General features: G+C 36.5%; 20 protein-coding genes and 1 tRNA gene. 13 read left to right on the top strand and 8 right to left on the bottom strand.

What is annotated here, in order from left to right; translation table 11 throughout:
* Positions 1–18 precede the first annotated feature (18 nt).
* The 3 genes from FHG85_RS04260 (at position 19) to FHG85_RS04250 (ending at position 5,608) form a co-directional block, all read left to right on the top strand.
* On the top strand, positions 19–1,335 hold the full coding sequence (locus FHG85_RS04260; protein WP_173073318.1) for a type IX secretion system plug protein: 1,317 nt from the start codon (positions 19–21) through the stop codon (positions 1,333–1,335).
* A 226-nt stretch (positions 1,336–1,561) separates the two neighbouring features.
* Positions 1,562–2,407 carry a caspase family protein gene (locus FHG85_RS04255; protein WP_173073316.1) on the top strand — a complete coding sequence of 282 codons (846 nt, stop codon included), beginning with the start codon at positions 1,562–1,564 and terminating at the stop codon, positions 2,405–2,407.
* A gap of 213 nt (positions 2,408–2,620) precedes the next feature.
* Positions 2,621–5,608, top strand: coding sequence for an insulinase family protein (locus tag FHG85_RS04250; protein WP_173073314.1), 2,988 nt, complete (start codon positions 2,621–2,623; stop codon positions 5,606–5,608).
* Positions 5,609–5,671: 63 nt separating this feature from the next.
* Here FHG85_RS04250 and mtaB read toward each other — a convergent pair whose 3' ends face one another.
* The 5 genes from mtaB to FHG85_RS04225 form a co-directional block, all read right to left on the bottom strand.
* Positions 5,672–6,994 (bottom strand): tRNA (N(6)-L-threonylcarbamoyladenosine(37)-C(2))-methylthiotransferase MtaB, encoded by a 1,323-nt coding sequence (mtaB, locus tag FHG85_RS04245; protein WP_173073312.1) that lies wholly within the window; start codon positions 6,992–6,994, stop codon positions 5,672–5,674.
* 68 nt (positions 6,995–7,062) lie between these two features.
* The gene (locus tag FHG85_RS04240; RefSeq protein ID WP_173073310.1) at positions 7,063–7,959 is read right to left on the bottom strand and encodes a Ppx/GppA phosphatase family protein; all 897 of its coding nucleotides are present in this window, start codon (positions 7,957–7,959) and stop codon (positions 7,063–7,065) included.
* A gap of 10 nt (positions 7,960–7,969) precedes the next feature.
* A complete protein-coding gene (ppk1, locus tag FHG85_RS04235; RefSeq protein WP_173073308.1) occupies positions 7,970–10,042 on the bottom strand; it encodes a polyphosphate kinase 1 in 2,073 nt (690 codons plus the stop codon).
* A 64-nt stretch (positions 10,043–10,106) separates the two neighbouring features.
* On the bottom strand, positions 10,107–10,595 hold the full coding sequence (locus FHG85_RS04230) for a SixA phosphatase family protein (RefSeq protein ID WP_173073306.1): 489 nt from the start codon (positions 10,593–10,595) through the stop codon (positions 10,107–10,109).
* Positions 10,596–10,606: 11 nt separating this feature from the next.
* Complete coding sequence (locus FHG85_RS04225; RefSeq protein ID WP_173073304.1) at positions 10,607–11,932, bottom strand: PhoH family protein; 1,326 nt, start codon at positions 11,930–11,932, stop codon at positions 10,607–10,609.
* Positions 11,933–12,089: 157 nt separating this feature from the next.
* Between FHG85_RS04225 and FHG85_RS04220 the strand changes: the two genes are divergently transcribed.
* From FHG85_RS04220 to FHG85_RS04175, 10 genes are all read left to right on the top strand, one after another.
* A complete protein-coding gene (locus tag FHG85_RS04220) occupies positions 12,090–13,370 on the top strand; it encodes a bifunctional folylpolyglutamate synthase/dihydrofolate synthase (RefSeq protein ID WP_173073302.1) in 1,281 nt (426 codons plus the stop codon).
* Positions 13,371–13,640: 270 nt separating this feature from the next.
* Positions 13,641–13,715: transfer RNA gene (locus tag FHG85_RS04215), tRNA-Val, on the top strand.
* Positions 13,716–14,120: 405 nt separating this feature from the next.
* Positions 14,121–14,375 (top strand): GIY-YIG nuclease family protein, encoded by a 255-nt coding sequence (locus tag FHG85_RS04210; protein ID WP_173073300.1) that lies wholly within the window; start codon positions 14,121–14,123, stop codon positions 14,373–14,375.
* A 249-nt stretch (positions 14,376–14,624) separates the two neighbouring features.
* Entirely contained in the window at positions 14,625–15,182 is a 558-nt protein-coding gene (locus FHG85_RS04205; protein WP_173073298.1) for a hypothetical protein, read from the top strand.
* A gap of 76 nt (positions 15,183–15,258) precedes the next feature.
* On the top strand, positions 15,259–15,774 hold the full coding sequence (locus FHG85_RS04200) for a hypothetical protein (protein WP_173073296.1): 516 nt from the start codon (positions 15,259–15,261) through the stop codon (positions 15,772–15,774).
* A 243-nt stretch (positions 15,775–16,017) separates the two neighbouring features.
* Positions 16,018–16,614 carry a hypothetical protein gene (locus FHG85_RS04195; protein WP_173073294.1) on the top strand — a complete coding sequence of 199 codons (597 nt, stop codon included), beginning with the start codon at positions 16,018–16,020 and terminating at the stop codon, positions 16,612–16,614.
* A 280-nt stretch (positions 16,615–16,894) separates the two neighbouring features.
* On the top strand, positions 16,895–17,341 hold the full coding sequence (locus FHG85_RS04190) for a GNAT family N-acetyltransferase (RefSeq protein ID WP_173073292.1): 447 nt from the start codon (positions 16,895–16,897) through the stop codon (positions 17,339–17,341).
* A gap of 3 nt (positions 17,342–17,344) precedes the next feature.
* Positions 17,345–18,430: an alanine racemase gene (locus FHG85_RS04185; RefSeq protein WP_173073290.1), complete on the top strand. Its 1,086-nt coding sequence runs from the start codon at positions 17,345–17,347 to the stop codon at positions 18,428–18,430.
* Positions 18,431–18,510: 80 nt separating this feature from the next.
* Positions 18,511–19,104 carry an ABC transporter ATP-binding protein gene (locus FHG85_RS04180; RefSeq protein WP_173073288.1) on the top strand — a complete coding sequence of 198 codons (594 nt, stop codon included), beginning with the start codon at positions 18,511–18,513 and terminating at the stop codon, positions 19,102–19,104.
* The gene (locus tag FHG85_RS04175) at positions 19,101–19,901 is read left to right on the top strand and encodes an ABC transporter permease (protein WP_173073286.1); all 801 of its coding nucleotides are present in this window, start codon (positions 19,101–19,103) and stop codon (positions 19,899–19,901) included. The genes FHG85_RS04180 and FHG85_RS04175 overlap by 4 nt, the downstream gene beginning before the upstream one ends.
* Here FHG85_RS04175 and FHG85_RS04170 read toward each other — a convergent pair.
* The 3 genes from FHG85_RS04170 to FHG85_RS04160 form a co-directional block, all read right to left on the bottom strand.
* A complete protein-coding gene (locus tag FHG85_RS04170; protein WP_173076748.1) occupies positions 19,898–20,992 on the bottom strand; it encodes an NAD(P)H-dependent flavin oxidoreductase in 1,095 nt (364 codons plus the stop codon). The genes FHG85_RS04175 and FHG85_RS04170 overlap by 4 nt on opposite strands.
* A 143-nt stretch (positions 20,993–21,135) precedes the next feature.
* Complete coding sequence (locus tag FHG85_RS04165; protein ID WP_173076746.1) at positions 21,136–22,425, bottom strand: UDP-N-acetylmuramoyl-tripeptide--D-alanyl-D-alanine ligase; 1,290 nt, start codon at positions 22,423–22,425, stop codon at positions 21,136–21,138.
* Between the two features lie 69 nt (positions 22,426–22,494).
* A complete protein-coding gene (locus FHG85_RS04160; protein WP_173073284.1) occupies positions 22,495–24,030 on the bottom strand; it encodes an SUMF1/EgtB/PvdO family nonheme iron enzyme in 1,536 nt (511 codons plus the stop codon).
* Between the last annotated feature and the right edge of the window lie 56 nt (positions 24,031–24,086).

Raw genomic sequence — 24,086 nt, 5'->3', positions numbered from 1 at the left:
CAAATAAATAATCAATTGATGTATATCAAACATTTCAGATATTTACATATTTCTATATCTATATTGTTGATTATAGCTCAAATCTATTGTTATGGCAATAACAATTTAAATCGGAAAATTGTTTTTAAAAAAGATAAAAGTTTAACAAATATCACTTCCGATAACATTAAATCGGTTAAAATCTACAAAACAGGTTTTGAACTTAACCAACCAATTATTGAGCTTGGTAGTGAGGAAAAAATTACACTAGAGTTTGATGATATTTCTGCCGATTCGGAGCAGTATGAATATACTGTAATTCATTGTAACTACAACTGGGAACCAACAGGTTTGTCGTTTATGGAATTCGCCGAAGGGTTTGAATTCAATCCTATATATGATTATTCCTACTCTTCGGGAACACTAATACAATATCGACATTTTTCTTTGGAACTACCTAACAGCGAAATCAAATTTAAAATTTCTGGAAATTATATAATAAAGATAGTTAAACAAGGAAACCATGAGGGTTTAGTTCTACAACAAAGGTTTAAAATCCATGAGCCACTTGTCAAAATTAACATGAGCATTAGGCAACCAGTATCTCCTAATATTCAAAAAACGCACCAACAGCTAGAACTTAACATAAACACCTCTGCAATTGGTAGAATTGATCCTAATAACGATATAAAAGTACTTGTGCAGCAAAACAACCAAAGCTATAACCAGCTATTATTTGACACCCCTCTTTGGGTTGATGGGAATACCTTAATTTACAGCAACGCTACAACACCTACCATAGAAGGAGGGAATGAATACAGGCAGATAAATCTGAAGTCGTTCCATTACCAATCATCTAAAATTATAAGAATGCTTAAGTACGATGGTGTTTACCAAACCATACTAGCCTCGGATTACATTGTGAAAAGTTACAGGTATATTGAAACCCAGGATATAAATGGAAAGTACCTAATCAAATGCGATGATGTAACCAATAGCAAGGTTGAAGCTGATTATTCTTGGGTTTATTTTACCTTAAGTACCGAGCAGATGTTTGATGGCGATATTTACCTTTTTGGTGAATTAACAGGCTGGGAAATTAACCCCAAATATAAACTAAACTTCAACCCTCAGAATCAGAGTTACGAGGCAAAACTGCTACTCAAACAAGGCTTCTATAACTACAAGTATGTTTTTGTTTCAAGAGACCCAGAAAACCTTGACTTTAACAGAATTGAATCGAGTTTTTTTGATACAGAAAACAGTTACACTACCTATGTTTACTACAAATCACCAGGGGTAAGGTACTGGCGACTTGTAGGTGTTAAAGGGGTAAGCAGCAGGTTTAAAGAATAGTTTATGCTCCATTTGGAATCATCTAAACCAAATATCAAAAAATAATCCTCACTTCTTATTGAATATTTAATTCCTTCTTGAACAATTATTTTATTTCGTAGACAAAGATATGCATTATATGATGCGATACTTGTCGTTTGTCTATTTTTATTGACACATGATTAAACACGGTGTATTTTTACATGTGTTTAACTGTTAATTTTTTTCAATCAAAAACCAAAGACCTATGAGAAAAAATTTCTTGAGATTTGCCATTATGGCATTGTTTATTGCTTTTATGGCAAGCTGTTCAAAAGATGATGATCAACTTGTACAAAAGCCAGAAGAACCACAATGGACTGTACGTCCCGATTTTGCAACACTTGACACTAGGCCACAAAGTGTGATAGAGCAGTTTACAATTACCGACAAGGACACAAAGCCAGTTAAGCTCGATGAAAACGCACCTAAAGGCCGCAAATATGCCATAGTAATAGGAATATCAGACTATTACGGCTCGTCATCAGACCTTCAGTATTGCGACGATGATGCTATTGACTGGTATTATCGACTACGAGCAGAGGGTTACACAGTTTACTATCTTTTAAACGGAAATGCGACAAAAGAAAATATAGAACTCTATGTTAACTGGCTTGCTAGCGTTTCTACTTACGGTAATGAGATTGCATTCTGCTATTCGGGACATGGAAGCAATGGTAACATAATATCAGCTGACCTATACTACATAAGTAGCTCGTGGTTCAGAACAAAGTTCTATAATTCTACAAGTAACAAAATGATGTTCTGCTTTGACGCTTGCCAAATTGGTGCAATGAAATCGGCTTTAGCAAAAAGTGGACGAGTAATAGCTGTTGCATCAAGCTCAAACACCTACTCATACGATGGTGACCCATACATGAACAATGGTGTATTTACATACTATATGATGTATGGATTTGATAACATAGGTTATAAATATCTAGAGCCCGATTGCCAATACGCTGTTAATCAGATGTACAACTGGGCATACAATAAAGGTCTAACTGTAGCACCATCATACGCAGATTACTATAGCGGAAACTTCGATTTATAATAATTTTTCTTCTATTGCGATTTATCCAGGTCAGCATTTGACCTGGATTTTTTTTTCCCTGATTCATTAGCTTTTACTTACATGTGAATCGCACTAATCTACTATTATTTCAATTTTTAACAATATACTTTACACAAACCATTTGTGTAAATTTAAACTTCTTGTAATTTGGCATATCAAATTATTTAAACATTAATCATAATCTATAACAAAATGAAAAAAAGAATCTTTTCAATTCTGTTCTTGGCTGCCCTAGCCACGCTTTGGGCATGTAAATTAAAACCCAGCTACGAAGTTGGTAAAGTTTACCATGGTTTTAAGCTAGTTAAAAAAGAATTCGTAAAGGAAGTTAACGCAGACTGCCTTTACTTTATTCACGAAAAGAGCGGGGCACATCTTTTTAAGATTGCAGCCGACGACAACAACAAACTCTTTAACATTGCATTTAAGACTGTTCCAGAGAATGATTTTGGTACGCCTCACATCATGGAGCACTCTGTATTAAATGGCTCAAAAAATTTCCCTGTAAAAAGTCCATTCGATGTTCTTCGCAAGGGTTCGTTAAATACCTTCCTTAATGCAATGACTGGAGCAGACATAACCACCTACCCTGTTGCCAGCATGAATAATAAGGACTACTTCAACCTTATGCACGTATATCTTGATGCCGTTTTCAATCCACTTCTTAAAGAAGATCCCAGAATTTTAAAGCAGGAAGGATGGCACTACGAATTGGATAGCATTAACGGAGAACTCCGGTACAATGGTGTAGTTTACAACGAGATGAAAGGTGCCTATTCAAGTCCAACACGTGAATTAGGCTACCAGATAAACAAAATATTATTCCCGGACAACACGTATGGTGTAGAATCGGGAGGTTATCCTACCGCAATTCCAGGCTTAACACAAGAATACTTTGTTGCCTTTCACAATAAGTTTTATCACCCATCAAACAGCTATATCCTACTATACGGAAATGCTGACCTAGATAAAGAACTTGAATTCATCGATAAAGAGTACTTATCGAAATATGATAGGCTAGACGAAAAGATTGAGATACCATTACAAAAGCCATTTGAGGCTAAAAAGTATGCCGAAAAACCATATCCAGTTCCTGAAGGGTCGAGCCTTAAAGATAAAACCTACCTGAGCATGAGCTATGTAATAGGCGAAAGCACAGATATGGAACTTGGCTTAGCTTTAGATATAATCACCGATGCGTTAGTTAACAATGAAACTGCTCCCTTACGTCTAGCCCTTCAAGAGGCAGGAATAGGAAAAGATGTGAATGCATGGGTTAACGATTACAAGCAAAATGTACTAACCATAAGAGTTCAAAATGCAAATCTTGAAGATAAAGATAGATTTGATAAAATTGTAACTGAGACACTCCAAAAAGTTGTCGATGAAGGATTTGATAAAGAAACAATTGATGGTATAGTTAACCGCCTTGAATTCAGACTTAGAGAAGGTAACTCCTCTCAGAAAGGTCTAATGTATTTATGGCAAAACTATAAAGGCTGGTTCTTTGCCGATGATCCTTATTTGGGACTAAAGTTTGAGGAGCCACTTGCTGCAGTGAAAGATGGAATAAAGAATGGTTTACTGCAAAAAATTATCAAGGAACAAATTCTTAATAATCCTCACGCCTTACTACTAGTATTAAAACCTCAACCCGGATTAGAAAAAGTTATTACCCAAAAGATTAAGAAGGAACTAGCTGATTATAAGGCCAGCCTAAGTAAAGAGGAACTAGAAAAACTTGTAGAGGAGACTAAGGCATTAAAAGAATTTCAAAAATCGGAAGATTCACCAGAAGCATTAGCAAAAATGCCAATGCTTAAACTATCAGACATTAGCCCTGATGTGGAATGGTACAATTTAGAAGAGAAAAAAGTTGATAATGTTCCTGTACTTTACCACCCCGACTTCACAAATGACATACTTTACACCAACCTTTATTTTGATTTAAGAGTTCTCCCTCAAGAGCTCATTCCTTACGCACAGCTTCTAAACCAAGTAATTGGACTGCTGAACACAAAGAATTATAGCTATGGCGATTTAGATAATGCATTGAACATTAACACGGGTGGTTTTTACACAAGCATTTCATCATTTCAAAAAGACTACTCCGACGACAATCTTATACCAAAGTTTGTAGTTACTTCCAAAGCCTTTACTGAGAAAGGTGATACACTATTTAAGCTGATTTCCGAAATTCTAATCAACACAAAATACGATGATGTCGATAGGCTTAAATCAGTATTAGCTCGTCAACAATCGAGAATAGATGCAAGAATAAAAAATAATGGAATGGGAGTTGCGCTTACCAGGTTAAGCTCCTACTACAACAAATCTGGTGTATTCAATGAGCAAATTCAAGGATTGGAATACTACAATTTCCTTACTGACCTAACTACAAACTTTGATTCTAAACATCAAGAAATTAGCGAGAAACTTGCCGAAACAGCTAAACTTTTATTCAACAAAAGTAACCTGATTGCTGCAGTTACCTGCTCCGATGAGCAATTTGAAACCTTTGAGAATGGTCTTAAGATACTAAACTCAACCTTGCCTAACAATGAAGTTAAGCTGCAAACATGGAACTTGGTTCCAACCATTAAGAATGAAGGATTAATGGCAGCATCAAAAGTACAATTTGTAACCAAAGGATACGACTTTAAAAAGCTAGGTTACAAATGGTCTGGCAAGATGAGAGTTTTAAGCCAAATACTCTCAACCGATTATCTACAAACTCAAATCAGAGTTATTGGTGGTGCATACGGTGGATTCTGTGGATTCTCGCAATCGGGCAATGTATATTTTGCATCATATCGTGATCCTAATCTAAAATCAACCCTCGAAAACTTCGACAAAACCCCTGAATTCCTAGATAGCCTTGAGGTTTCAGACGATGAAATGACTCGTTATATTATTGGAACAGTGGCTAAAATGGAATACCCAACCACCCCATCGCAACGAGGCTCTATTGCTATTAGCCGATACTTTTATAACATAACCCCACAAATGCTAAAACAAGAAAAGGAAGAAGTTCTTTCAACTACTGTTGAAGATATTAAGAGCATGAAACCTATTGTTAACGATATTCTTTCGCAAAATGCCTACTGCGTATTTGGTAATACACAAAAAATCAAGGAGAATAAAGATTTATTCAAATCAATTCTCAATGTAACCAAATAGAATTAAACTTTTACTAAAGAAGAAAGAGGCTGTCGGAATGGCAGCCTCTACTTATTTTTATTTTCAGTGGTTATTTTTTTTAACGTTTTTAATTTGACCTTCGACAAATCCTTTGGAGTTTAAACTTACCAGTTTTACATCAAGGATTTTACCAGCAAGGCTTCTATCGTAAGGGATGCCAACCTTTATATAATTATCCGTAAAACCAAACATTAGCTCACCCTTACGACTCGATTCAACCAGTACCTTGCGAACCTGTCCAAGGTGCTTCAAATAGAAATTTTCATGTAACGAATCGGAAAGTTCAGTCAATTTTGTTACACGCTGTTTAAGAACCTTGGCATCTACCTTACCTTCATAACCTGCAGCAGGAGTATTAGGCCTTACGGAATAAGGGAAAATATGTAAAAATGATGGTTCAACCTGCTCAATAAATCGATATGCATCAATAAAATCATCATCGGTTTCGCCTGGAAATCCTACAATTACGTCAACACCGAAAAAAGCATCGGGAATCTTACTTCTAATCATATCGATCCGCTCTGCAAAGAGTTCACGACGATAACGCCTACGCATTAATCCCAATATTCTATTCGAACCCGATTGGAGAGGTATATGAAAATGCGGTAAAAACTTTTTGGAGCTAGCAACAAAGTCTACAATTTCGGGAGTTATCAAGTTGGGCTCAATGGATGAGATCCTAAAGCGCTCAATTCCCTGAACCCTATCGAGCCGTTGAATAAGCTGCAAGAATGTTTCGCCAGTTGATTTCCCAAAGTCGCCAGTATTTACACCAGTAAGAATAATCTCCTTCACGTTCTGTCGTGCAATAGCTTCGGCTTGCTCAATAATCTTTTCTATCGGCATGTTGCGGCTTTTCCCACGAGCTAGAGGAATAGTACAGTAGCTGCAATGGTAATCGCATCCATCCTGAACTTTGAGGAATGAACGTGTCCTATCGCCAGTTGAGTAGGCCGGGAAGAAATCACTTACCGTATCGATATCGCAGCTATAAACCTTTACATTTTCCTTATCGTTTTCATCCCTGATAACATAGGGCAAATTGAATTTATCGGCTGTACCCAAAACAAAATCAACTCCATCAATCTCAGCAATTTCATCTGGCTTAAGCTGAGCATAACATCCTACAACTGCAACCTTGGCATTAGGCGATTTTGTAATAAACTTACGAATAGCTTGACGGCATTTTTTATCGGCATGCTCGGTAACCGAACAGGTATTTATCACATAAACATCGGCTTCAGAATCAGCTGAAACACGCTCATAGCCCATCTCAGCAAATTGACGTGCAATGGTTGATGTCTCCGAAAAATTAAGCTTGCAGCCCAACGTGTAAAAAGCTACACGCTTTTTCCCCTTTTCCATTTTAAAAATTTTTGCAAAGGTAACAAATGAAAACCATTTAGGTTTAATCGTACTGAATATGTAATATTCTACTTAGAGCTATTCTTAAAATCGCGATAAAGTGTCCGTACTATACCATCGGAAATTCCTATGGTGGGTACAATTATTTCTTTAGCACCCGACCATTTCATAAGCTTTAGAAAGATTTTAGTAGCAGGAATTATAACATCGGCCCTATCAGGATTTAATCCTAAAATCTTTATTCGGTCCTCAAGAGTATAACTACTTATAAACTCATATAAATTTTTAATTTCTTTATTTGATAGTGGCTCAAGATTAGTTTTTTTGGCCATTTTATAGAGCTTATTGATATTTCCTCCGGAACCAATTATTTTAGGCTTAGCTGACTTATCTATATTTTTCTTAACCCACTCTTTTAAAGAATCAAAATCACTTTTCCCTATTGTTTTTTTAAGCATACGGATAGTTCCGATATTAAAGGAACTTGCTGCTTTAGCCTTTCCATCTTCAAAAAGAGTGAGTTCAGTGCTACCACCACCAACATCAACATACATGTAAGAGCTGTTACCATCTAAAAGTTCAGCCACTCCATTTGCAAAGATAATTTCGGCCTCGCGCCTTCCATCAATAATTTCAATATCAATGTCAGCAATCTCTTTAACTCTCTCAACTAGCTCATTAGAATTAGAACTTGAACGCATAGCCGAAGTCGCACAGGCCTTATACATAACAACATCATTTACCTCCATCAAGTTTTTGAAGGCAATCATTGTTTTAACTAGCTTTTCGGAACGTAACTCAGAGATGTAGCCTTTGCTAAAGGCATCCTCACCCAGCCTAATGGGTACTCTAACCAATGATGATTTTTTAAAAATTACATCCTCACCATCCTCAACAACATTAGAAAGTAGTAACCTAGCAGCGTTAGAGCCAATATCAATTGCAGCAAACTTTAAAACCCTCATAAAAAAACTCCTATTCCTTACATTCCTGATTGTAATACTTATACAATTCTAGCTGTGACCTAAATTCTTTTTCGTCCTCTTTTTTCGGTTTGAACTCGTTACAAATTCCTGAATTTACTAATCTAGCCTTAACATTATCGTGTAGAGTAAAATCCATTATCGTTTTAATCTCATTAATAAGTTGCTTACTATAAATAGGTGTGGCCACCTCAACCCTATAATCAAAGTTTCGAGTCATCCAATCGGCGGAACTAATGTAGCAAATTTCATTCCCGCCATTTGCAAAAATAATAAATCGAGAATGTTCCAAGTAACGATCGACTATGCTATAAACCTCAATATTATCGCTAATCCCCTTTAAACCAGGGACAAGCGCACACGTTCCTCTAACCACCAGTTTTATAATGACACCTGCCTGACTAGCTTTATAGAGCTTTGAGATAATTTCCTCATCAACAAGATTATTTAGCTTACAATAGATATAAGCAGGTTTACCTGTTTCAGCATTTTTAACCTCCTCATCAATCAAAGCATATAGCTTGCAACGCAAATTAAATGGCGATACAAGTAGATGCTTAAATGGATAAGTCTTGTAGTTATATTCAAGAAAAGTGAAAACTTTCTCTATCTCAGTAGTAATTCTAGAATCAGCAGTAAAAAGGTTCAGATCGGTATAACTATTGGCATTTCCCTCATGAAAGTTTCCTGTACTAACTACAGCATACTTTTTATAAGCCTGATTCTCCTTTCTTTTAATAAGGGTCATCTTACTATGAACCTTAAGGCCAGGAACACCAAAAATTACATTTATCCCTGCTTCCTGCATCTTTTTAGACCAGTAAATATTTGCATGCTCATCGAAACGTGCCCTTAGTTCCACCACGGCTGTAACCTTTTTTCCGTTTTGAGCAGCATTAATAAGAGCATGAACAACCCTTGATTCTGTCGCAACACGATATAAGGTAATGCTGATTGATTTTACTGCAGGGTCTAGTGCGGCCTCCCGAAGCATTCGAATATAGTACTTAAAACTATGATAAGGATAATGCAATAAAATATCCTGTTTTGCGATTATATCCGTTACTAAAAGAGATTCATCGAGTTTTGGATATGGAATGGGATTTAAAGGTTGGTTAACAAGTTCGGATAAACCAAAATTGGGAAAATTGATAAAGTCTTTAAAGTTATGGTAACGACTTCCTGGAATTATATTATCAAGGTCATCGAGATTTAGTCCTCGGACAATAAAGTTTAATAAATCGGTTGGAATATCCTTATCGTATACGAATCGAACTGGATCGCCCTTTTGTCTATTTTCTAAGGCTTTGGTAATTTTCTCTATTAAACTTTCCGAAATGTCGTTATCAACATCAAGCTCTGCATCTCTAGTTATTTTTATTGTATACGCTTCAAACCTGTCGTAAGGTAATATCTTAAATATTCTCGACAAACAAAGTCTAATCACATCATCTAAAAGGATAATCGTTTTTTTGCTGTCCTCCTCTGGCAGGATAACAAAACGGCTGATGTATTTGGTTGGTATTTCTATTAATGCAAACTCTTTTAAATTAGGCTTAGCAGAACTTGAAAGTTTAACGGCTAAATAAATAGATTGATCAACAAGAATTGGGAACCTGCGGTTGCGTTTAAGAATTACAGGCTCAATATATTCTGCAATAGTATTATCAAAATAATCATACAGATACTCAACCTGTTTTGGGTTAAGCTGTTGCTCATTAACCAGATAGATGTTTTGCGATTTAAGTTCATCTATTATTTTGGAGAAAATAGAGTCAAATCTGTTTTGAAACTCAAGAACTTTCCGTTGAATTTTTTCGTGTATTTTCCTAGGATTTTCACCAATAATCTTTTTCGCCCCCTTTTCAACAAGAATCATTCTTCTAAGGGTTGCTACTCTAACCCTAAAAAACTCATCAAGGTTATTTGAGAAAATACCTAAAAACCTAAGGCGTTCAATCAAGGGAACATTTTCACATTCGGCTTCTTGTAAAACCCTCCCATTGAACTCCAACCAGCTCAACTCCCTATTAACTAATGGTATCTTATTAGTAGAATTTTGCATTTTTGAAACAATATAATTGATAACTGCTTATGCGTAAACAGTTCTAGCTGCTGTTTTGTTTTATCTATAAATCGAAACTTCTAAATACTGTCTTAACCTTCTCAGGTGATATTTCGCTCCAAGAGTCTACGTTAAACACTATACCAACAAGCCCTGAAGTTGGAAATTCATGAATTCTATCGGCTAAAAACCGATTTGCAAGATATGTAAGGGTTGGATTGTGCCCAACAATCATTACACCATGGCAGTCATTGGGAAATCGTTTTATCATTTCAACAAGTTCCTGATCATCTGCCTGGTAAACCATGGGCTCTATACGAATTTTTTGAGGTGGAAAACCAATGGTTTCAGCGAATAGGACGGCTGTGTGTACCGCCCTATTTGCTGAACTAGTAACAATAAGATCGAGGGTGTTTACTTTTTGTGCAAAACTTCTTGCAGTATTAATAATATCGCTAATCCCTTTAACCTTCAGGGCTCTATCCTTGTCGCTCTTATTAGACTCAGCCCACGACGATTTTGCATGCCTTAGAATAAAAAGAGTTTTAGCCATAGTATTAAGATTTAAAGCAAATCGCTAGCTAGTTCTGCCAGATAGCTACGCTCACCTTTAACCAGATTAATATGCGCAAAAATCTCTTGCCCATGCATACGGTCTGTTAAGTAGGTTAAACCATTTGACTTCATGTCCAAGTAAGGATGGTCTATCTGATGAATATCACCAGTAAAAACAAACTTGGTTCCCTCTCCTGCCCTTGTTATAATTGTCTTTATCTCGTGTGGCGTAAGATTTTGCGCTTCATCAACAATAAAAAATACATTAGATAAACTTCTTCCTCTAATATACGCCAAAGGTGTAATAATGAGTTTTTGGGTTCGTTGCATCTCTTCGATATGCATGTAATCTTTGCTTGTTGGCTTAAACCTGTTTTTAATAACTCCCAGATTGTCGAAAAGAGGCTGCATATAAGGGCTAATCTTTTCATCGATATCGCCAGGTAAATAACCAATATCTTTATTCGATAGTGCCACGATTGGTCTAGCTAATAGAATTTGCTCAAAATACTCTTCCTGCTGAAGGGCAGCCGCTAATGCCAAAAGCGTTTTGCCAGTCCCAGCCTTCCCTGTTAGAGCAACAAGTTGAATTTCAGGCCGAAGCAAGGCATCTAAAGCAAAAGTTTGCTCAGCATTGCGAGGGTCGATGCCGTATGCTCTCACCTTCTCCACCCTATCAAGAATATCGGTTGCCTTATCGTAATGTGCCAAAGCACTTGACTTACTTCCCTTAAGTATGAAATATTGGTTTGCATAAGGCTTAATCTTTAACTCCTTTGCAGTTAGCGGTTCGTCTGAACTATACAGCTTTTGAATTAAAGAATCGTTAACCTTTTCAATAACCTCAACCTCTTTCTTTAAGCTATCAATATCTTCAACTTTGTCATTTAAATAATCTTGGGCCAAAACGCCTAGCGATTTAGCCTTCATTCTTAAATTGATATCCTTAGTAACCAGAATAACTGGTGTATTAGGATTGTTTTTGGCAAGGTGAATGGTTATGGCTAGAATACGATGATCGGGAGTTGATTCTGAAAAAGAATCTTTCATCTCGGGAGGAATTGGCTTTCCTGTTTCTATCCTAAGCTTTCCCAATCCCTTACCTAATAGTAAACCGCCGTTAAATAGCTTATCGCCGGCAATTTTATCGAGCTCTCTTACAAATTCTCGGGCATGATAGTTTATTATTTCGTTCCCCTTCTTAAAATGGTCTAACTCCTCTAGTGCAACTATTGGAATAACAATGTCATTTTCCTGAAACTTATAAATACAATGGAAATCGTGTAGGATAACATTTGTATCGAGCACGAAAATCTTTTTTGATTTTTTTGCCATGGCTAAATGATTTTAAATTCTCTCTAAATATAGAAAAATATAAGGTTAATGCTAACGAAAATGATTAAAATTTAAACTCTTCTTAACCAATATTAAGCAAACAACAGGAACATATGGGCAATAAAATTTTGTAACATTGCAGTCCAAAACATTATCCATGAACTACCAAGAGGCATTAGATTTTATCTACTCCCAGCTTCCAATATTTCAACGTGTTGGGAAGGCAGCTTATAAAGCCGATTTAGGAAACACGCTTTTGCTTGATGGGTATTTTAATTATCCACATAAGAAATTCAAAACCATTCACATTGCAGGCACAAATGGGAAAGGAAGCACTTCGCATATGCTTGCAGCTGTTCTTCAAAAAGCGGGATACAAAACAGGGCTATACACCTCGCCACACCTTAGGGACTTTAGGGAAAGAATCAAAATAAATGGCGAAATGATCCCTAAAGAAACTGTAGCACAATTCATCACAAAACACAAACCTTTCTTTGAAAAAGTGAAGCCCTCGTTTTTTGAGATGACTGTGGCCATGGCTTTCGAATACTTTGCAGAAAATAATGTTGACATAGCTGTTATTGAAGTAGGCTTAGGCGGCAGGCTCGATTCAACAAATATTATCAATCCTCTGCTTAGCGTAATCACAAATATCAGCTTTGACCATACCGACCTACTTGGCGATACCCTACAAAAAATTGCTACTGAAAAGGCTGGCATTATCAAACCCAATACTCCCGTAATAATAAGTAAATTCCAATCCGAAGTAGCTGATATCTTTATTCAAAAGGCCAATGAGATGAATGCAGCGTTATATTTTGCTGATAAAGAGATAGAATTCGTTGAACAAGCCATTGGCAAAGAATTACAAATTTTTAAATTTGTAAGAAACAATAAAGAAATTACTATAAAGACAGATATTTTAGGACTGTATCAACGCTACAATATACCTGGAGCAATCAAAGCCATCGAAATTTTAAAACAATATGGATTTAGAATTAACGATGATGACATCGAGCAAGGACTATCGAATGTTCAATCGATTACTGGGCTTATGGGACGATGGCAAAAACTTTCGGAGTCGCCATTAATTTTCTGCGACACAGGTCATAACGAAGATGGAATACGTTTTGTTTTAAAACAAATAAGCAACTACCAGTTTGACAAACTACACATGGTAGTTGGAATGGTAGCCGATAAGGATATTGACAAAATATTGTCAATTCTTCCTAAGGATGCCACTTACTACTTTGTTCAAGCACAAATCCCACGTGCTTTAAACCACGAGGAGTTAAAAATAAAGGCAGAGGCTCACAACCTAAAAGGCTTATCTTACCCTACCGTTTCAGAGGGATTAGAAGCCGCAATAAGTAACGCTCTACCATCGGATTTCATTTTTGTAGGAGGCAGCACTTTTGTTGTGGCCGAAGTGGTGTAATTTTTTCTGATTGATTCTCAAGCAGATTTCAATTTTCTTTAAATTTTTCTCAATTTTTTTCACAAAATATTTTGCAGATATCAAACTTTCGCATACTTTTGCATCGCGTTTCCAAAGGGAAACAAGCCCAATAAAGATTGACAAAAATTTTGCTCGACAAGTTTAGACCAAAAGAGCAAAAAAATAGATTGGGAGCTTAGCTCAGTTGGTTCAGAGCATCCCGACTTACGTCGGGAGGGTCACAGACCAAAAGAGTTAAAAAAACAGATTGGGAGCTTAGCTCAGTTGGTTCAGAGCACCTGCCTTACAAGCAGGGGGTCACAGGTTCGACTCCTGTAGCTCCCACTAACATTAAGCCACTTGCATTCACACTGCGGGTGGCTTTTTGTTTTTTATTCCTCTTTCCGATTATCCCCTAAATCATCCTACCACTTCGCTATAACAATCTAAATGTACTATATCCGTGGTTCAGAGCATCCCGACTAACGTCGGGAGGGTCACAGGTTCGACTCCTGTAGCTCCCACTAACATTAAGCCACTTGCATTCACACTGCGGGTGGCTTTTTGTTTTTTATTCCTCCTTCCGATTATCCCCTAAATCATCCTACCACTTCGCTATAACAATCTAAATGTACTATATCCGTGGTTCAGAGCATCCCGACTTACGTCGGGAGGGTCACAGGTTCGACTCCTGTAGCTCCCACTACTAAAACCTCGGCATCCTTTTTTTTTTGTAACTTTATACTAAAAATGCCTTATACATACATAATCTACTCAAGGACTATAGACCGGTTTTACATCGGTTCTACAAGCGATGATATCAACGAGAGGGTCAGAAAACATAACTCTAAGCACAAGGGCTACACTGCTAGAGCCAATGACTGGACTATTGTTCATGTTGAAACTTTTAATACAATCCAACAGGCTCGACTCCGTGAGAGACAAATTAAATCGTGGAAAAGCAGAGCCATGATTGAAAGGCTTTGCAATTTCAAAAATTCATAACAACTTCAAAACAACCAAAACTATCTAATAGAAAGTTCATAAGCATAAAATCATTTTTGTTTAATCCTTCACTACAACGACATTCATTTTTTCAGCAAATATGTTATAAAGCATATATTTTGGCTTGTCAAAACAAGATATTTGTTAAAACTTTAACATAAATTACAACGATAGAAAAAAGCGTTTTATATACCTAACCATAATAAATCTATACAGTAAGAAAGTGTTAATAGCTAAAAAAAAAGAAAAATGAAACACATCTCAATTCTTCTTCTAGCAGTATTTGTGCATCAATTTTCAATTGCACAAAATAGCCAAAATAAAGTTTCTATTGGCATTAGCAGGTCGTTCTTTTCAAGTGGCGACATCTATGGTAATTCTATTTATGCAGAGTATTCGAAAACAGTTACACAAAATATTTCAATACTCTCTAAGCTAAGAGGTGGATATGCCTACGAAGCTGACGAAGAACAAATCTTTTTTAATCATCTATCTAATTTTGGTGTGGATGTTTCTGCCGGGTATAATCCAACCAACAGCTTATTCAAGAGGTTGAGGGTAGACTTAGGGTTATACCTTTCCTTTCAATCTTCAACGTTTGGTACTATACAGCAAATGCTCAATGATAATCGTTATAGGCTTGAGAATGTAACTACCCATTCGGAATACACTTTTGGCTTAGTAAATGCAATAAGTTATAACCTTTATGAAAACGAAAAGATTGAGTTAGGAGCAAAGGGAACAGCATATTTTGATATTAATAGTGCATTTGGTATAGAAAGTTGGAATGCTGGTGTTTATACATAGGATTTAAGTTTTAATTCATTTGCAATGCTTTTTTTATTACACCTAAGTGACTATAAGCTTAAAACATTTACCACAAATGCAAAAGATTCTTCTGCTCACAATTTTTGTTATTTCTATCAGTAAAAATCAGACTTTTTCACAAAATAAGAGTAAATGGTCTGTTGGCCTAGGGTATAACCTCGAACTAACTGACAGTTACTCTGGGATTAACAATTCAACAGGAAAACGAACATTTGCCCAATTCATAACGCCTAGCTTGTATTTTAAAAAGGACTGGTATGGAGCCAACTTTGATGTTGACTATTTTAACATAAAATACAATGTAAACCATTTTTACCTGCCATTTGAATTTATAATTCCAGATTATCTTAAAGGGGTTATACTTAAACTTGGCACAAATATCTATCCTATAGATGGAAAAATATTTTCCTTAGAACTGAATGGTGGTCTATACCATGCCATTTTAAGTAATAAGATATGCAATAGTGTTACATTCCTAACTACAGGAGAACTTTTAGAAAAACATTACATTGTCAAAAAAATCTCGACAACTAATTTTTACTATGGCGCAACTATGATTTTTAGGTTTTAAAAGAATTTTTCGCTAACCGCCAATATGAAATTCTATAATGGTGAAGAATTTAATATCATTTCTTCGGGAGTTTCAATTAGATATGAATTTAAATAGTGATTTTTCCTTAGATTGGGTTATACGCTCCATTTATAAGCATACAAAAATATGTGTGAATAAAGAAATTATCCCATTTATTCGCCAATTAGTATAACTACTAATTTGATCTTAACGAGAATGATTACTTTAAAAATTAATTAACAGATGAAAAGGATAGCAATTACACTACTAGTAAGTTTTCTGAGCTACAGCGCAACTTGTTTTGCTCAAGTAGATAATGAAAAGCAATCAAGCAAGTATGAATTTAATTCTGGAATAGGTTATATAAATGTTCCACCAGCAGGTAGCCATGGCATTTCAATGTGGGTAGAGGGCTCAAAACATTTAAAAACAGGATTTATAATGGCTTTAAAGTTTCAGTACGCCCACGCAAATATGAGATTAGGCGAGGAATGGGACTACCTGGAAGGGGAATATAAACCCGATATATTTTACTGGTTAGTCATATCCTTTTCAAGACCAATAAGAATAGCTAATTCACAAACCATAGAACCAGGCATCGGATTTCTGTATGAAAAATCATATTCATGGCTCCCTCCCCTAGAGTTTAGAAATAATCAAACCGTAGTACTTAACGACAGGTTTGAAAGCGTATGGGAAGATTTAGGTCTATCCTTCAAGGTTGATTACAAATATGCTTTTAGCAATAGGGTTACCCTTGGAATAAGAGCGCAAGTAACCTATGTTACTGGAATGGTAGAAGGGATTGTCGTAACTCCAACTTTTGGTTTTCGGTTTTAGGCATTTTTTAAGAGTATTACAATGATATCATAAACCAGAATTCATTTTTTTGAATTATATACTTGTCTCGCTTGTTTTTAATGTCCCATGCTAGACTTATAGTATGGGACAATTTTTTATCAACTCAAACACTAACTATTACCGGATAGGAGGGTCACAGGTTCGACTCCTGTAGCTCCTTCAATTTTTAGTTCTCCAAAAAAAATGCTAACTTTGTGATAATCGAACTCCTTTGGGTGTACATCCTATCCGGGATATTTTCAATTTAAAACAATTTCAAATGATTCAAATTAACCAAATTAACTCCGAAGAAGAATTAGAAGACTTATCCAGAGAGGATATCATTAACTTTCTTTACACACACTTAGAGAGATTTAGAGACGAGAAAGATGCCATAAGCAAATGCCTTGACTATACATTTTCCAAGAACAATGGTAAGGGTGGATTTATTCTTACCGCACATATTGATGGAAACTTAGTTGGAGTTGTGGTAACAAACAAAACAGGAATGGGTGGTTACATACCCGAAAATATTTTGGTTTACATTGCTGTTGATCAAAACTATAGAGGAAAGGGCATTGGAAAGCGACTAATGGAGGAAACCATTAAAAGAGCCGACGGAGATATTAAACTCCATGTAGAGTACGACAATCCTGCCAAAAGGCTTTACGAACGAATGGGATTTACTACTAAATATGCCGAGATGAGGTATACAAAAAAGAAATAAGGAATGGCTGAACTTCTTATTAACACCAATAAACTTATAAGCAACATAAGCAAAATCAGCAACTTTCTTGAGAAAAACAATATACAGTGGAGTTTAATCGTAAAAATATTGTCTGGTAACAAAGAGGTACTCTCGAAACTCTTACAAAATCCTGAGATAAAGCGCATTCATAGCATTGGAGATTCCAGAATATCGGGATTAAAGATCATAAAGAGTATTAATCCAGACATACCTACCATATACATAAAACCCCCTCCAATTGACACTATTCATTCTGTTGTAAAATATGCAGACATTTCACTTAACAGCTCAATAACAACCATTAGGGCTCTGAACGAAGAGGCAAAAAAACAAGGCAAAAAGCATAGAGTTATTATAATGATAGAGCTTGGTGAGCTGCGCGAAGGAGTAATTCGTGACAATATTATTGATTTCTACAAGAATGTTTTTAGCCTTGAAAATATTGAGGTGGAGGGAATTGGAACCAATTTGGGATGCATGTATGGAATCCAGCCTACCTACGATAAACTTTTACAGCTCTCGCTCTATAAGCAGATAATTGATGCCAAGTTTAATGTTAACCTCCCTATAATATCTGGAGGTAGTTCCATAACATTGCCCCTAGTTAATAAACCTGAAATGCCCAAAAACATCAACCATCTCCGAATTGGCGAATCGGCATTTATGGGTACAACGCCTTTAAATGGAAAGAAATTTAGCGATTTCTCTACAAGCATCTTTGAATTTCGCAGTAATATAATCGAACTGCAAATGAAATCAACCACACCGGATGGAATTCTAACCGAAGGTAACATTGGTCATACAGTTGACAGCTGGGAGTACGACAAAAGTAATAGGGCTATTGTTGATTTTGGGATACTTGACGTTGATGCTCATGAATTAAAACCAAAAGACAAGAGCGTACGTTTTGCCGGCACCACTTCCGACATGACTGTTTACGATCTGGGTCCAAATCCCAAAACTGGAAAAATAAAGTATAAAGTGGGTAGTAAGATAAGCTTTACTCCTTCATACATGGCTGTTGCAAGGCTTATGAACTCAAAGTTTGTTGACAAAAAGATAGTTTAGCATACCATAAAGCTATTCAATTAAAAACTCAAACTATCTTTAGTTCGTTTTTTCTAATGAGATATTAAGGCGTAATCAATATGGCATTCATTGAGATAAAAAATCTTACTAAAAGGTTCGATAACAACCTAGTTATAAACAACCTAAGCTTTAAAATAGATAGGGGAGAAAAAGTAGCAATAAAGGGGGAATCGGGAAAAGGGAAAACAACCCTTCTAAGAATGCTTACCGGCATAGGTCAACCCGATTCAGGCACCATAAACTTTGGTGGAAAGACATTAAGCAACGACTCAGCCAAAGAGCTAAGAGCTCTAATTGGTTATCTTCCTCAAGGAATTGATCTTCTTATTGACAATGGTAACCAGCTATGTAACCTTCTTGAAATAGACCCAGAGTCTATTTTCAACCATTTAGAAGCCCTTGGCTTAAACAAAAATAAATTAACACAACCCCTCTCCGAGCTTAGCGGTGGAGAAAAGCAGCGCCTTCTCACCTCAATTATATTAGGATTAAAACGCCCAATTGTAATACTTGATGAACCCACATCGGCGCTAGACTCTAACTCAATTCAGAAGTTAATTAAGCTTATTTGGGGTATTCCAAACCTTACAGTAATTTCAACTACTCATAACAGAACTTGGGAACAACAATGCGATAAAATCATTGATCTATGAGCTCAATTCAGGACATTTCGTGGATTCACCTCCTATTTAGCTTTTCTATCCTAATTATTCCATTTATTGGATTTTGGTACTATAAAGTTGGGTTAACCCGATCTGCAATAATTGCCATTGTCAGAATGACAATTCAACTTTCGGCTGTAGCACTATACCTAGAATTTATTTTTGAGAAAAATAATGCCCTACTAAATATAGCCTGGGTTCTGATAATGATTTTAGTAGGTGTTTTTACAACTCTAAAGCGCAGCAACCTGAATGCAAAACAGCTAGCTATTCCTCTAATTATATCTGGGCTATCAAGCCTTCTAATTGTTGATGCATTCTTTCTTGGCTTCATAATAAAACTTCCATATGTTTTTGAATCACAATATTTTATACCTATATCGGGTATGATATTAGGAAATGCAATGAATCATAACATTGTTGGACTAAACGCATATTTTGAAGGGCTTGTTAACAACCAGAACCTATACTATTTTCTTCTAATTAACGGGAAAAGTAAAAAAAATGCCATTAGCCCATTTATTGTTAAGGCAATAAGAAAAGCACTTAACCCAATGATAGCTAACACATCGGTTATGGGGCTTATCTCCCTACCCGGTATGATGACCGGTCAGATTCTGGGCGGAAACTCTCCATCAACTGCCATTCGATACCAAATTATGATTATGCTTGCTATCTTCACTGGTTGTAGCATTAACCTGATGCTCAGCATAATTATCGCCAACAAAAAGGCCTTTGATAAAATGGATAGAATAGCAGTTGATATTTTGGCAAAAAGTAAATACTAGCTACCCAGTCGTTCGCTTACTGATTTTACAGCTTGATCATACTGCACCTTTAACTCCTCGAAGAGCTCCTTTACGCTTAAAAGTTTATTAGCCAAATAAGCGTTTGCACCTGCAAAAGCATATCCATTTTTAAGATTACCTTTGAATGCATTATAAAGTGCAGTAATTATACAGTAAGGGCTAGAAGAAACCTCGCAAGTTTTAATACACTTAAAAGGACACCGGATAGGTTGCTTTAAGCCCATTTTTACCTTATCAAGGAACTCATTGGCAATAGCACGTCCGGGCATTCCCACGGGACTTTGAATTATTTCTACATCTTCCTTTTTAGCATTAATATATGCATTTTTAAATTCCACAGAAGCATCACACTCATAGGTAGTTACAAATCGTGTTCCCATCTGAACACCAGCAGCTCCCAGGTTTAAAAAATTTTTTATGTCATTACCTGTATAGATACCACCAGCAGCAATAACCGGGATTTTCTTATTATATTTTATTTCAAACTCTTTTACTGAGTCCACAACTTGTGGTACTAAATGCTCAAGCGAATAGTTATTATCGAACAGTTGTGGCACTTTAAAGCCTAGGTGTCCTCCGGCTTTTGGGCCCTCAACCACTATGGCATCGGGAAGGTAACGGTACTCGGTTTGCCATTTCTGACAAATAATCTTAGCCGCACGTCCCGACGACACTATCGGAACAAGTTTTGTATGGCTGTCGGTCTTCAAAAAACTTGGTAAATCCAGTGGTAAACCTGCACCGCTAAAAATGATATCGGCTTTACTTGCAATGGCTGTTTTAACCATATCGGCATAGTTCGACATGGCAACCATAACATTTACGCCTATTATACCTTTAGTTTTTTCACGAGCTTTTCTAAGCTCTTCTTTTAGCCCTTCTATACTTGCTGATATATAATCTCCACCCAAATGCTTGTAAAGCAACCCAAGGCCTGCACTCGAGAGTACACCAATACCGCCCTCATTGGCAACTGCTGATGCTAATCCTGAAAGCGAAATTCCTACGCCCATGCCACCCTGAACTATTGGCACAGCCGCAACTAAATTCCCTATTTGCAAGGGATTCATTTGTTTCATACAAAAACTTTAAAAAATTAAACATTCTCATAGTTAAGATTAACTATATTCTCTACAAATAAACGAATGTTTAATTTAAATACATCATACTCTTAGCTAAATAGTATGCATGATTTGTTAAAATACAGAATGGTCTATAGTAAGCTTAGGATTTCTTCCAACTTTACTCCACGTGAACCCTTAACTAAGATAAATTTATCTTTTAAGGGGCTTTCTTTAAGATAGCATAAACATTGGTATACATCGGCAAAATACTTCGCATTTACAGGAAGGTTGACCTTGGAAAACCCATCACCAACAAGTAAAATAGAGTCAAGATTTAGTTCTGAAAGCAATTTAACTATTTTTGAATGCTCTTGATTACTATACTCACCCAGTTCAAGCATTTCACCAATAATGGCAACCTTGTTTTTTACTTCTAGGCTTTTAAAATTTTGTAAGGCGTGCATCATGCTCGTTGGGTTTGCATTATAAGCATCAAGAATGACTGTATTTTTCTCCGTTTTTATTAGCTGAGAACGCTTATTATTTGGAACATACTCCTCTATGGCCCCATTAATTTGGCAAGGTTCTATATTAAAATACCTACCAATAACATATGCAGAGAGGATATTCTCTAAATTATAATCTCCTACAAGGTTTGTTTTAACAAGCAGTTCAGCATCGCCCTCTTGAATTTTAACGTTTATAAAAAGCTTATCGCTATCATAACTAACAATAGCGTTATTAATAAACTTAGAATATGGCACAGGGTGTGAAGGCTTGTATATGTCGATAAGTTCACGCAGTATAATGTTTTTATCATTAAAAAAAACGACTCCATCATTTTCAGCCAAATATCGGTATAACTGCCCTTTTGCTTTCTTAACTCCCTCAAAGCCACCAAACCCGCCTAGATGAGCCCTGCCGATATTAGTTATTATTCCATAATTAGGTTGGGCAATATCGCAAAGTTCAGCAATATCATTAACACCATTTGCTCCCATTTCAACAATTGCTATATCAACATCTGGAGTTATTGAAAGTAGAGTTAAAGGCACACCTATATGATTATTAAGATTTCCATCGGTAGCTTTAACTTTATATTTTTTTGAGGTTACAGCCTTTATAAGCTCCTTAGTGGTTGTTTTACCATTTGAACCTGTTATGGCCAAAACCTTAGCTCTTAAGGTGTTCCTATGATAATTGGCTAGTTTCTGTAAGGTTTTTAATGAATTATCAACTAGAATGCACCCATCGGACAAGAATTCAGGGTTATCAATAACAGCTGCTATGGCACCATTCTGTAAAGCATTCTTTGCAAATTTATTTCCGTCGGAATTTTCACCTTTAAGCGCAAAAAAGATATCTCCAGGCTTTACCTTTCTACTATCAATAGAAACACTAAACGTTTTTGAGTAGTATTTGTAAATTTTTTCTATCATGGCAATTAAATAAAAAAAGAACCTCATAAATATATGAGGTTCTTTATAAATTATCTAAAAATCCGAGTATTATCTTGCACCAACTCTTTCGCCGCGTTTTCTAGCCGATTGAGCACCAACAGCTTCCATGGCACAGCGGAATCCTAAATCGTTAGTAGAGCGCTTTTCATCTAAGAAGCGACGAGCGCCAGGGCTTAACCAGTATGCTCTATCTTTCCACGAACCACCTTTATAAACTCTAACATGGTCGTTTATAAGAGTTGTCATTCCAGCATTTTTCATTTGAGCATCACCCTGGTAATACATTCTATCAGAATTTTTCTCCTTAATTGTAGCACCATCGCGGAAATCGAGAGTTGAAGCCACATCACCATCTTTATAGTTGATGTAGTAAGCTTTATTGTAGTTATGTCGCTCAGCGGCTTCCTCCTCGGTAACTTCACGATATGGGATTCTACCTAGGCTATCTTTTTTAGCGTAATTACCATCTTTATCGTAAGGGGTTTTAAATACATTACCGCGGAAAGGACGAACCTCATCAAAATCTTCATAAGTTAAAGGACGGTAAACATCAAGAACCCATTCGTTAACATTACCAGCCATACAGTACAGACCATAATCGTTAGGCCAATATGATTTAACTGGTCCTGGGAATGTGTTTTCATCATTTAGGTTACCAGCTAACCCCATATAGTCACCACGACCACGAACAAAGTTTGCCATTAATTGCCCACGAACCTTAGGATCGGGGTTACGAACGTTATGTCCATTCCAAGGATAAATTCTGCGTTCAACCATACGTTCATCGTAGGTATTTCCTACAAGACCCGAGGCTGCAAATTCCCATTCTGCTTCGGTTGGGAGGCGATATTTTGGCAAGAGAATACCATCGCTAAAGCGGACATGGCGTCCTTCGGGTTTCTCAGGGTCTAGGCTAGGTAATAATTTTTTAACCCTAGCTTCATACTGTCCAGATAGGTAAGCTTCAGTTGTAAATACATCGGCACCTTTTTGAGCAAGGTCGAATTCAATTATACCTTTATCAACTAGAAGTTGTTCGTTAACCCTATCGGTACGCCAACTACAGTAGTCGTTTGCTTGCAACCAGTTCACCCCAACAACAGGATAGTCGTTGTAGGCAGGATGGCGGAAATAATCAGTAACAAAAGGCTCATTATATCCTAATGGTGAGCGCCAAACCAGCGTATCGGGTAAAGCATTTTTCACAACGTTAGGATACTCTGAGTAAACACGTTTAATCCAGTGAACGTATTCGCGCCAGTCCACATTGCTAATTTCGGTCTCATCCATGTAAAAGGAGGTAACTGTAACCCTACGGGGTGTTGCATTCCAATCGTACATAACATCTTGTTCAACACGCCCCATAATAAATGTACCCCCCTCAATAAATACTAAACCAGGGCCAGCTTCGGGTTGCCAATCGGTAACTACTTCAAAACCGCCATTTTCTGGATCATTATAATTCCATCCAGTTTTTTCAGAAACATTACCGGTTCCACCTCCGCCGCCACCAAACATTCCACATGAATTCAAACCAAAAATGCCGGCTGCTGCCAAAAATAAAGTTTTATACTTTAAGCTCATAGCTGTACGGATTTTCTCATTATAATACAACTCAAATATAAGAATAATATTTTGTT

Source organism: Tenuifilum thalassicum (assembly GCF_013265555.1).
GTDB classification, from domain to species: Bacteria; Bacteroidota; Bacteroidia; order Bacteroidales; family Tenuifilaceae; genus Tenuifilum; species Tenuifilum thalassicum.
This window is presented reverse-complemented; position numbering and strand designations above follow the sequence as displayed.

Coding starts and splice junctions, on each gene's coding strand:
- FHG85_RS04260 (WP_173073318.1), top strand. CDS start 19: ATGTATATCAAACATTTCAGATATTTACATATTTCTATATCTATATTG.
- FHG85_RS04255 (WP_173073316.1), top strand. CDS start 1,562: ATGAGAAAAAATTTCTTGAGATTTGCCATTATGGCATTGTTTATTGCT.
- FHG85_RS04250 (WP_173073314.1), top strand. CDS start 2,621: ATGAAAAAAAGAATCTTTTCAATTCTGTTCTTGGCTGCCCTAGCCACG.
- mtaB (WP_173073312.1), bottom strand. CDS start 6,994: ATGGAAAAGGGGAAAAAGCGTGTAGCTTTTTACACGTTGGGCTGCAAG.
- FHG85_RS04240 (WP_173073310.1), bottom strand. CDS start 7,959: ATGAGGGTTTTAAAGTTTGCTGCAATTGATATTGGCTCTAACGCTGCT.
- ppk1 (WP_173073308.1), bottom strand. CDS start 10,042: ATGCAAAATTCTACTAATAAGATACCATTAGTTAATAGGGAGTTGAGC.
- FHG85_RS04230 (WP_173073306.1), bottom strand. CDS start 10,595: ATGGCTAAAACTCTTTTTATTCTAAGGCATGCAAAATCGTCGTGGGCT.
- FHG85_RS04225 (WP_173073304.1), bottom strand. CDS start 11,932: ATGGCAAAAAAATCAAAAAAGATTTTCGTGCTCGATACAAATGTTATC.
- FHG85_RS04220 (WP_173073302.1), top strand. CDS start 12,090: ATGAACTACCAAGAGGCATTAGATTTTATCTACTCCCAGCTTCCAATA.
- FHG85_RS04210 (WP_173073300.1), top strand. CDS start 14,121: ATGCCTTATACATACATAATCTACTCAAGGACTATAGACCGGTTTTAC.
- FHG85_RS04205 (WP_173073298.1), top strand. CDS start 14,625: ATGAAACACATCTCAATTCTTCTTCTAGCAGTATTTGTGCATCAATTT.
- FHG85_RS04200 (WP_173073296.1), top strand. CDS start 15,259: ATGCAAAAGATTCTTCTGCTCACAATTTTTGTTATTTCTATCAGTAAA.
- FHG85_RS04195 (WP_173073294.1), top strand. CDS start 16,018: ATGAAAAGGATAGCAATTACACTACTAGTAAGTTTTCTGAGCTACAGC.
- FHG85_RS04190 (WP_173073292.1), top strand. CDS start 16,895: ATGATTCAAATTAACCAAATTAACTCCGAAGAAGAATTAGAAGACTTA.
- FHG85_RS04185 (WP_173073290.1), top strand. CDS start 17,345: ATGGCTGAACTTCTTATTAACACCAATAAACTTATAAGCAACATAAGC.
- FHG85_RS04180 (WP_173073288.1), top strand. CDS start 18,511: ATGGCATTCATTGAGATAAAAAATCTTACTAAAAGGTTCGATAACAAC.
- FHG85_RS04175 (WP_173073286.1), top strand. CDS start 19,101: ATGAGCTCAATTCAGGACATTTCGTGGATTCACCTCCTATTTAGCTTT.
- FHG85_RS04170 (WP_173076748.1), bottom strand. CDS start 20,992: ATGAATCCCTTGCAAATAGGGAATTTAGTTGCGGCTGTGCCAATAGTT.
- FHG85_RS04165 (WP_173076746.1), bottom strand. CDS start 22,425: ATGATAGAAAAAATTTACAAATACTACTCAAAAACGTTTAGTGTTTCT.
- FHG85_RS04160 (WP_173073284.1), bottom strand. CDS start 24,030: ATGAGCTTAAAGTATAAAACTTTATTTTTGGCAGCAGCCGGCATTTTT.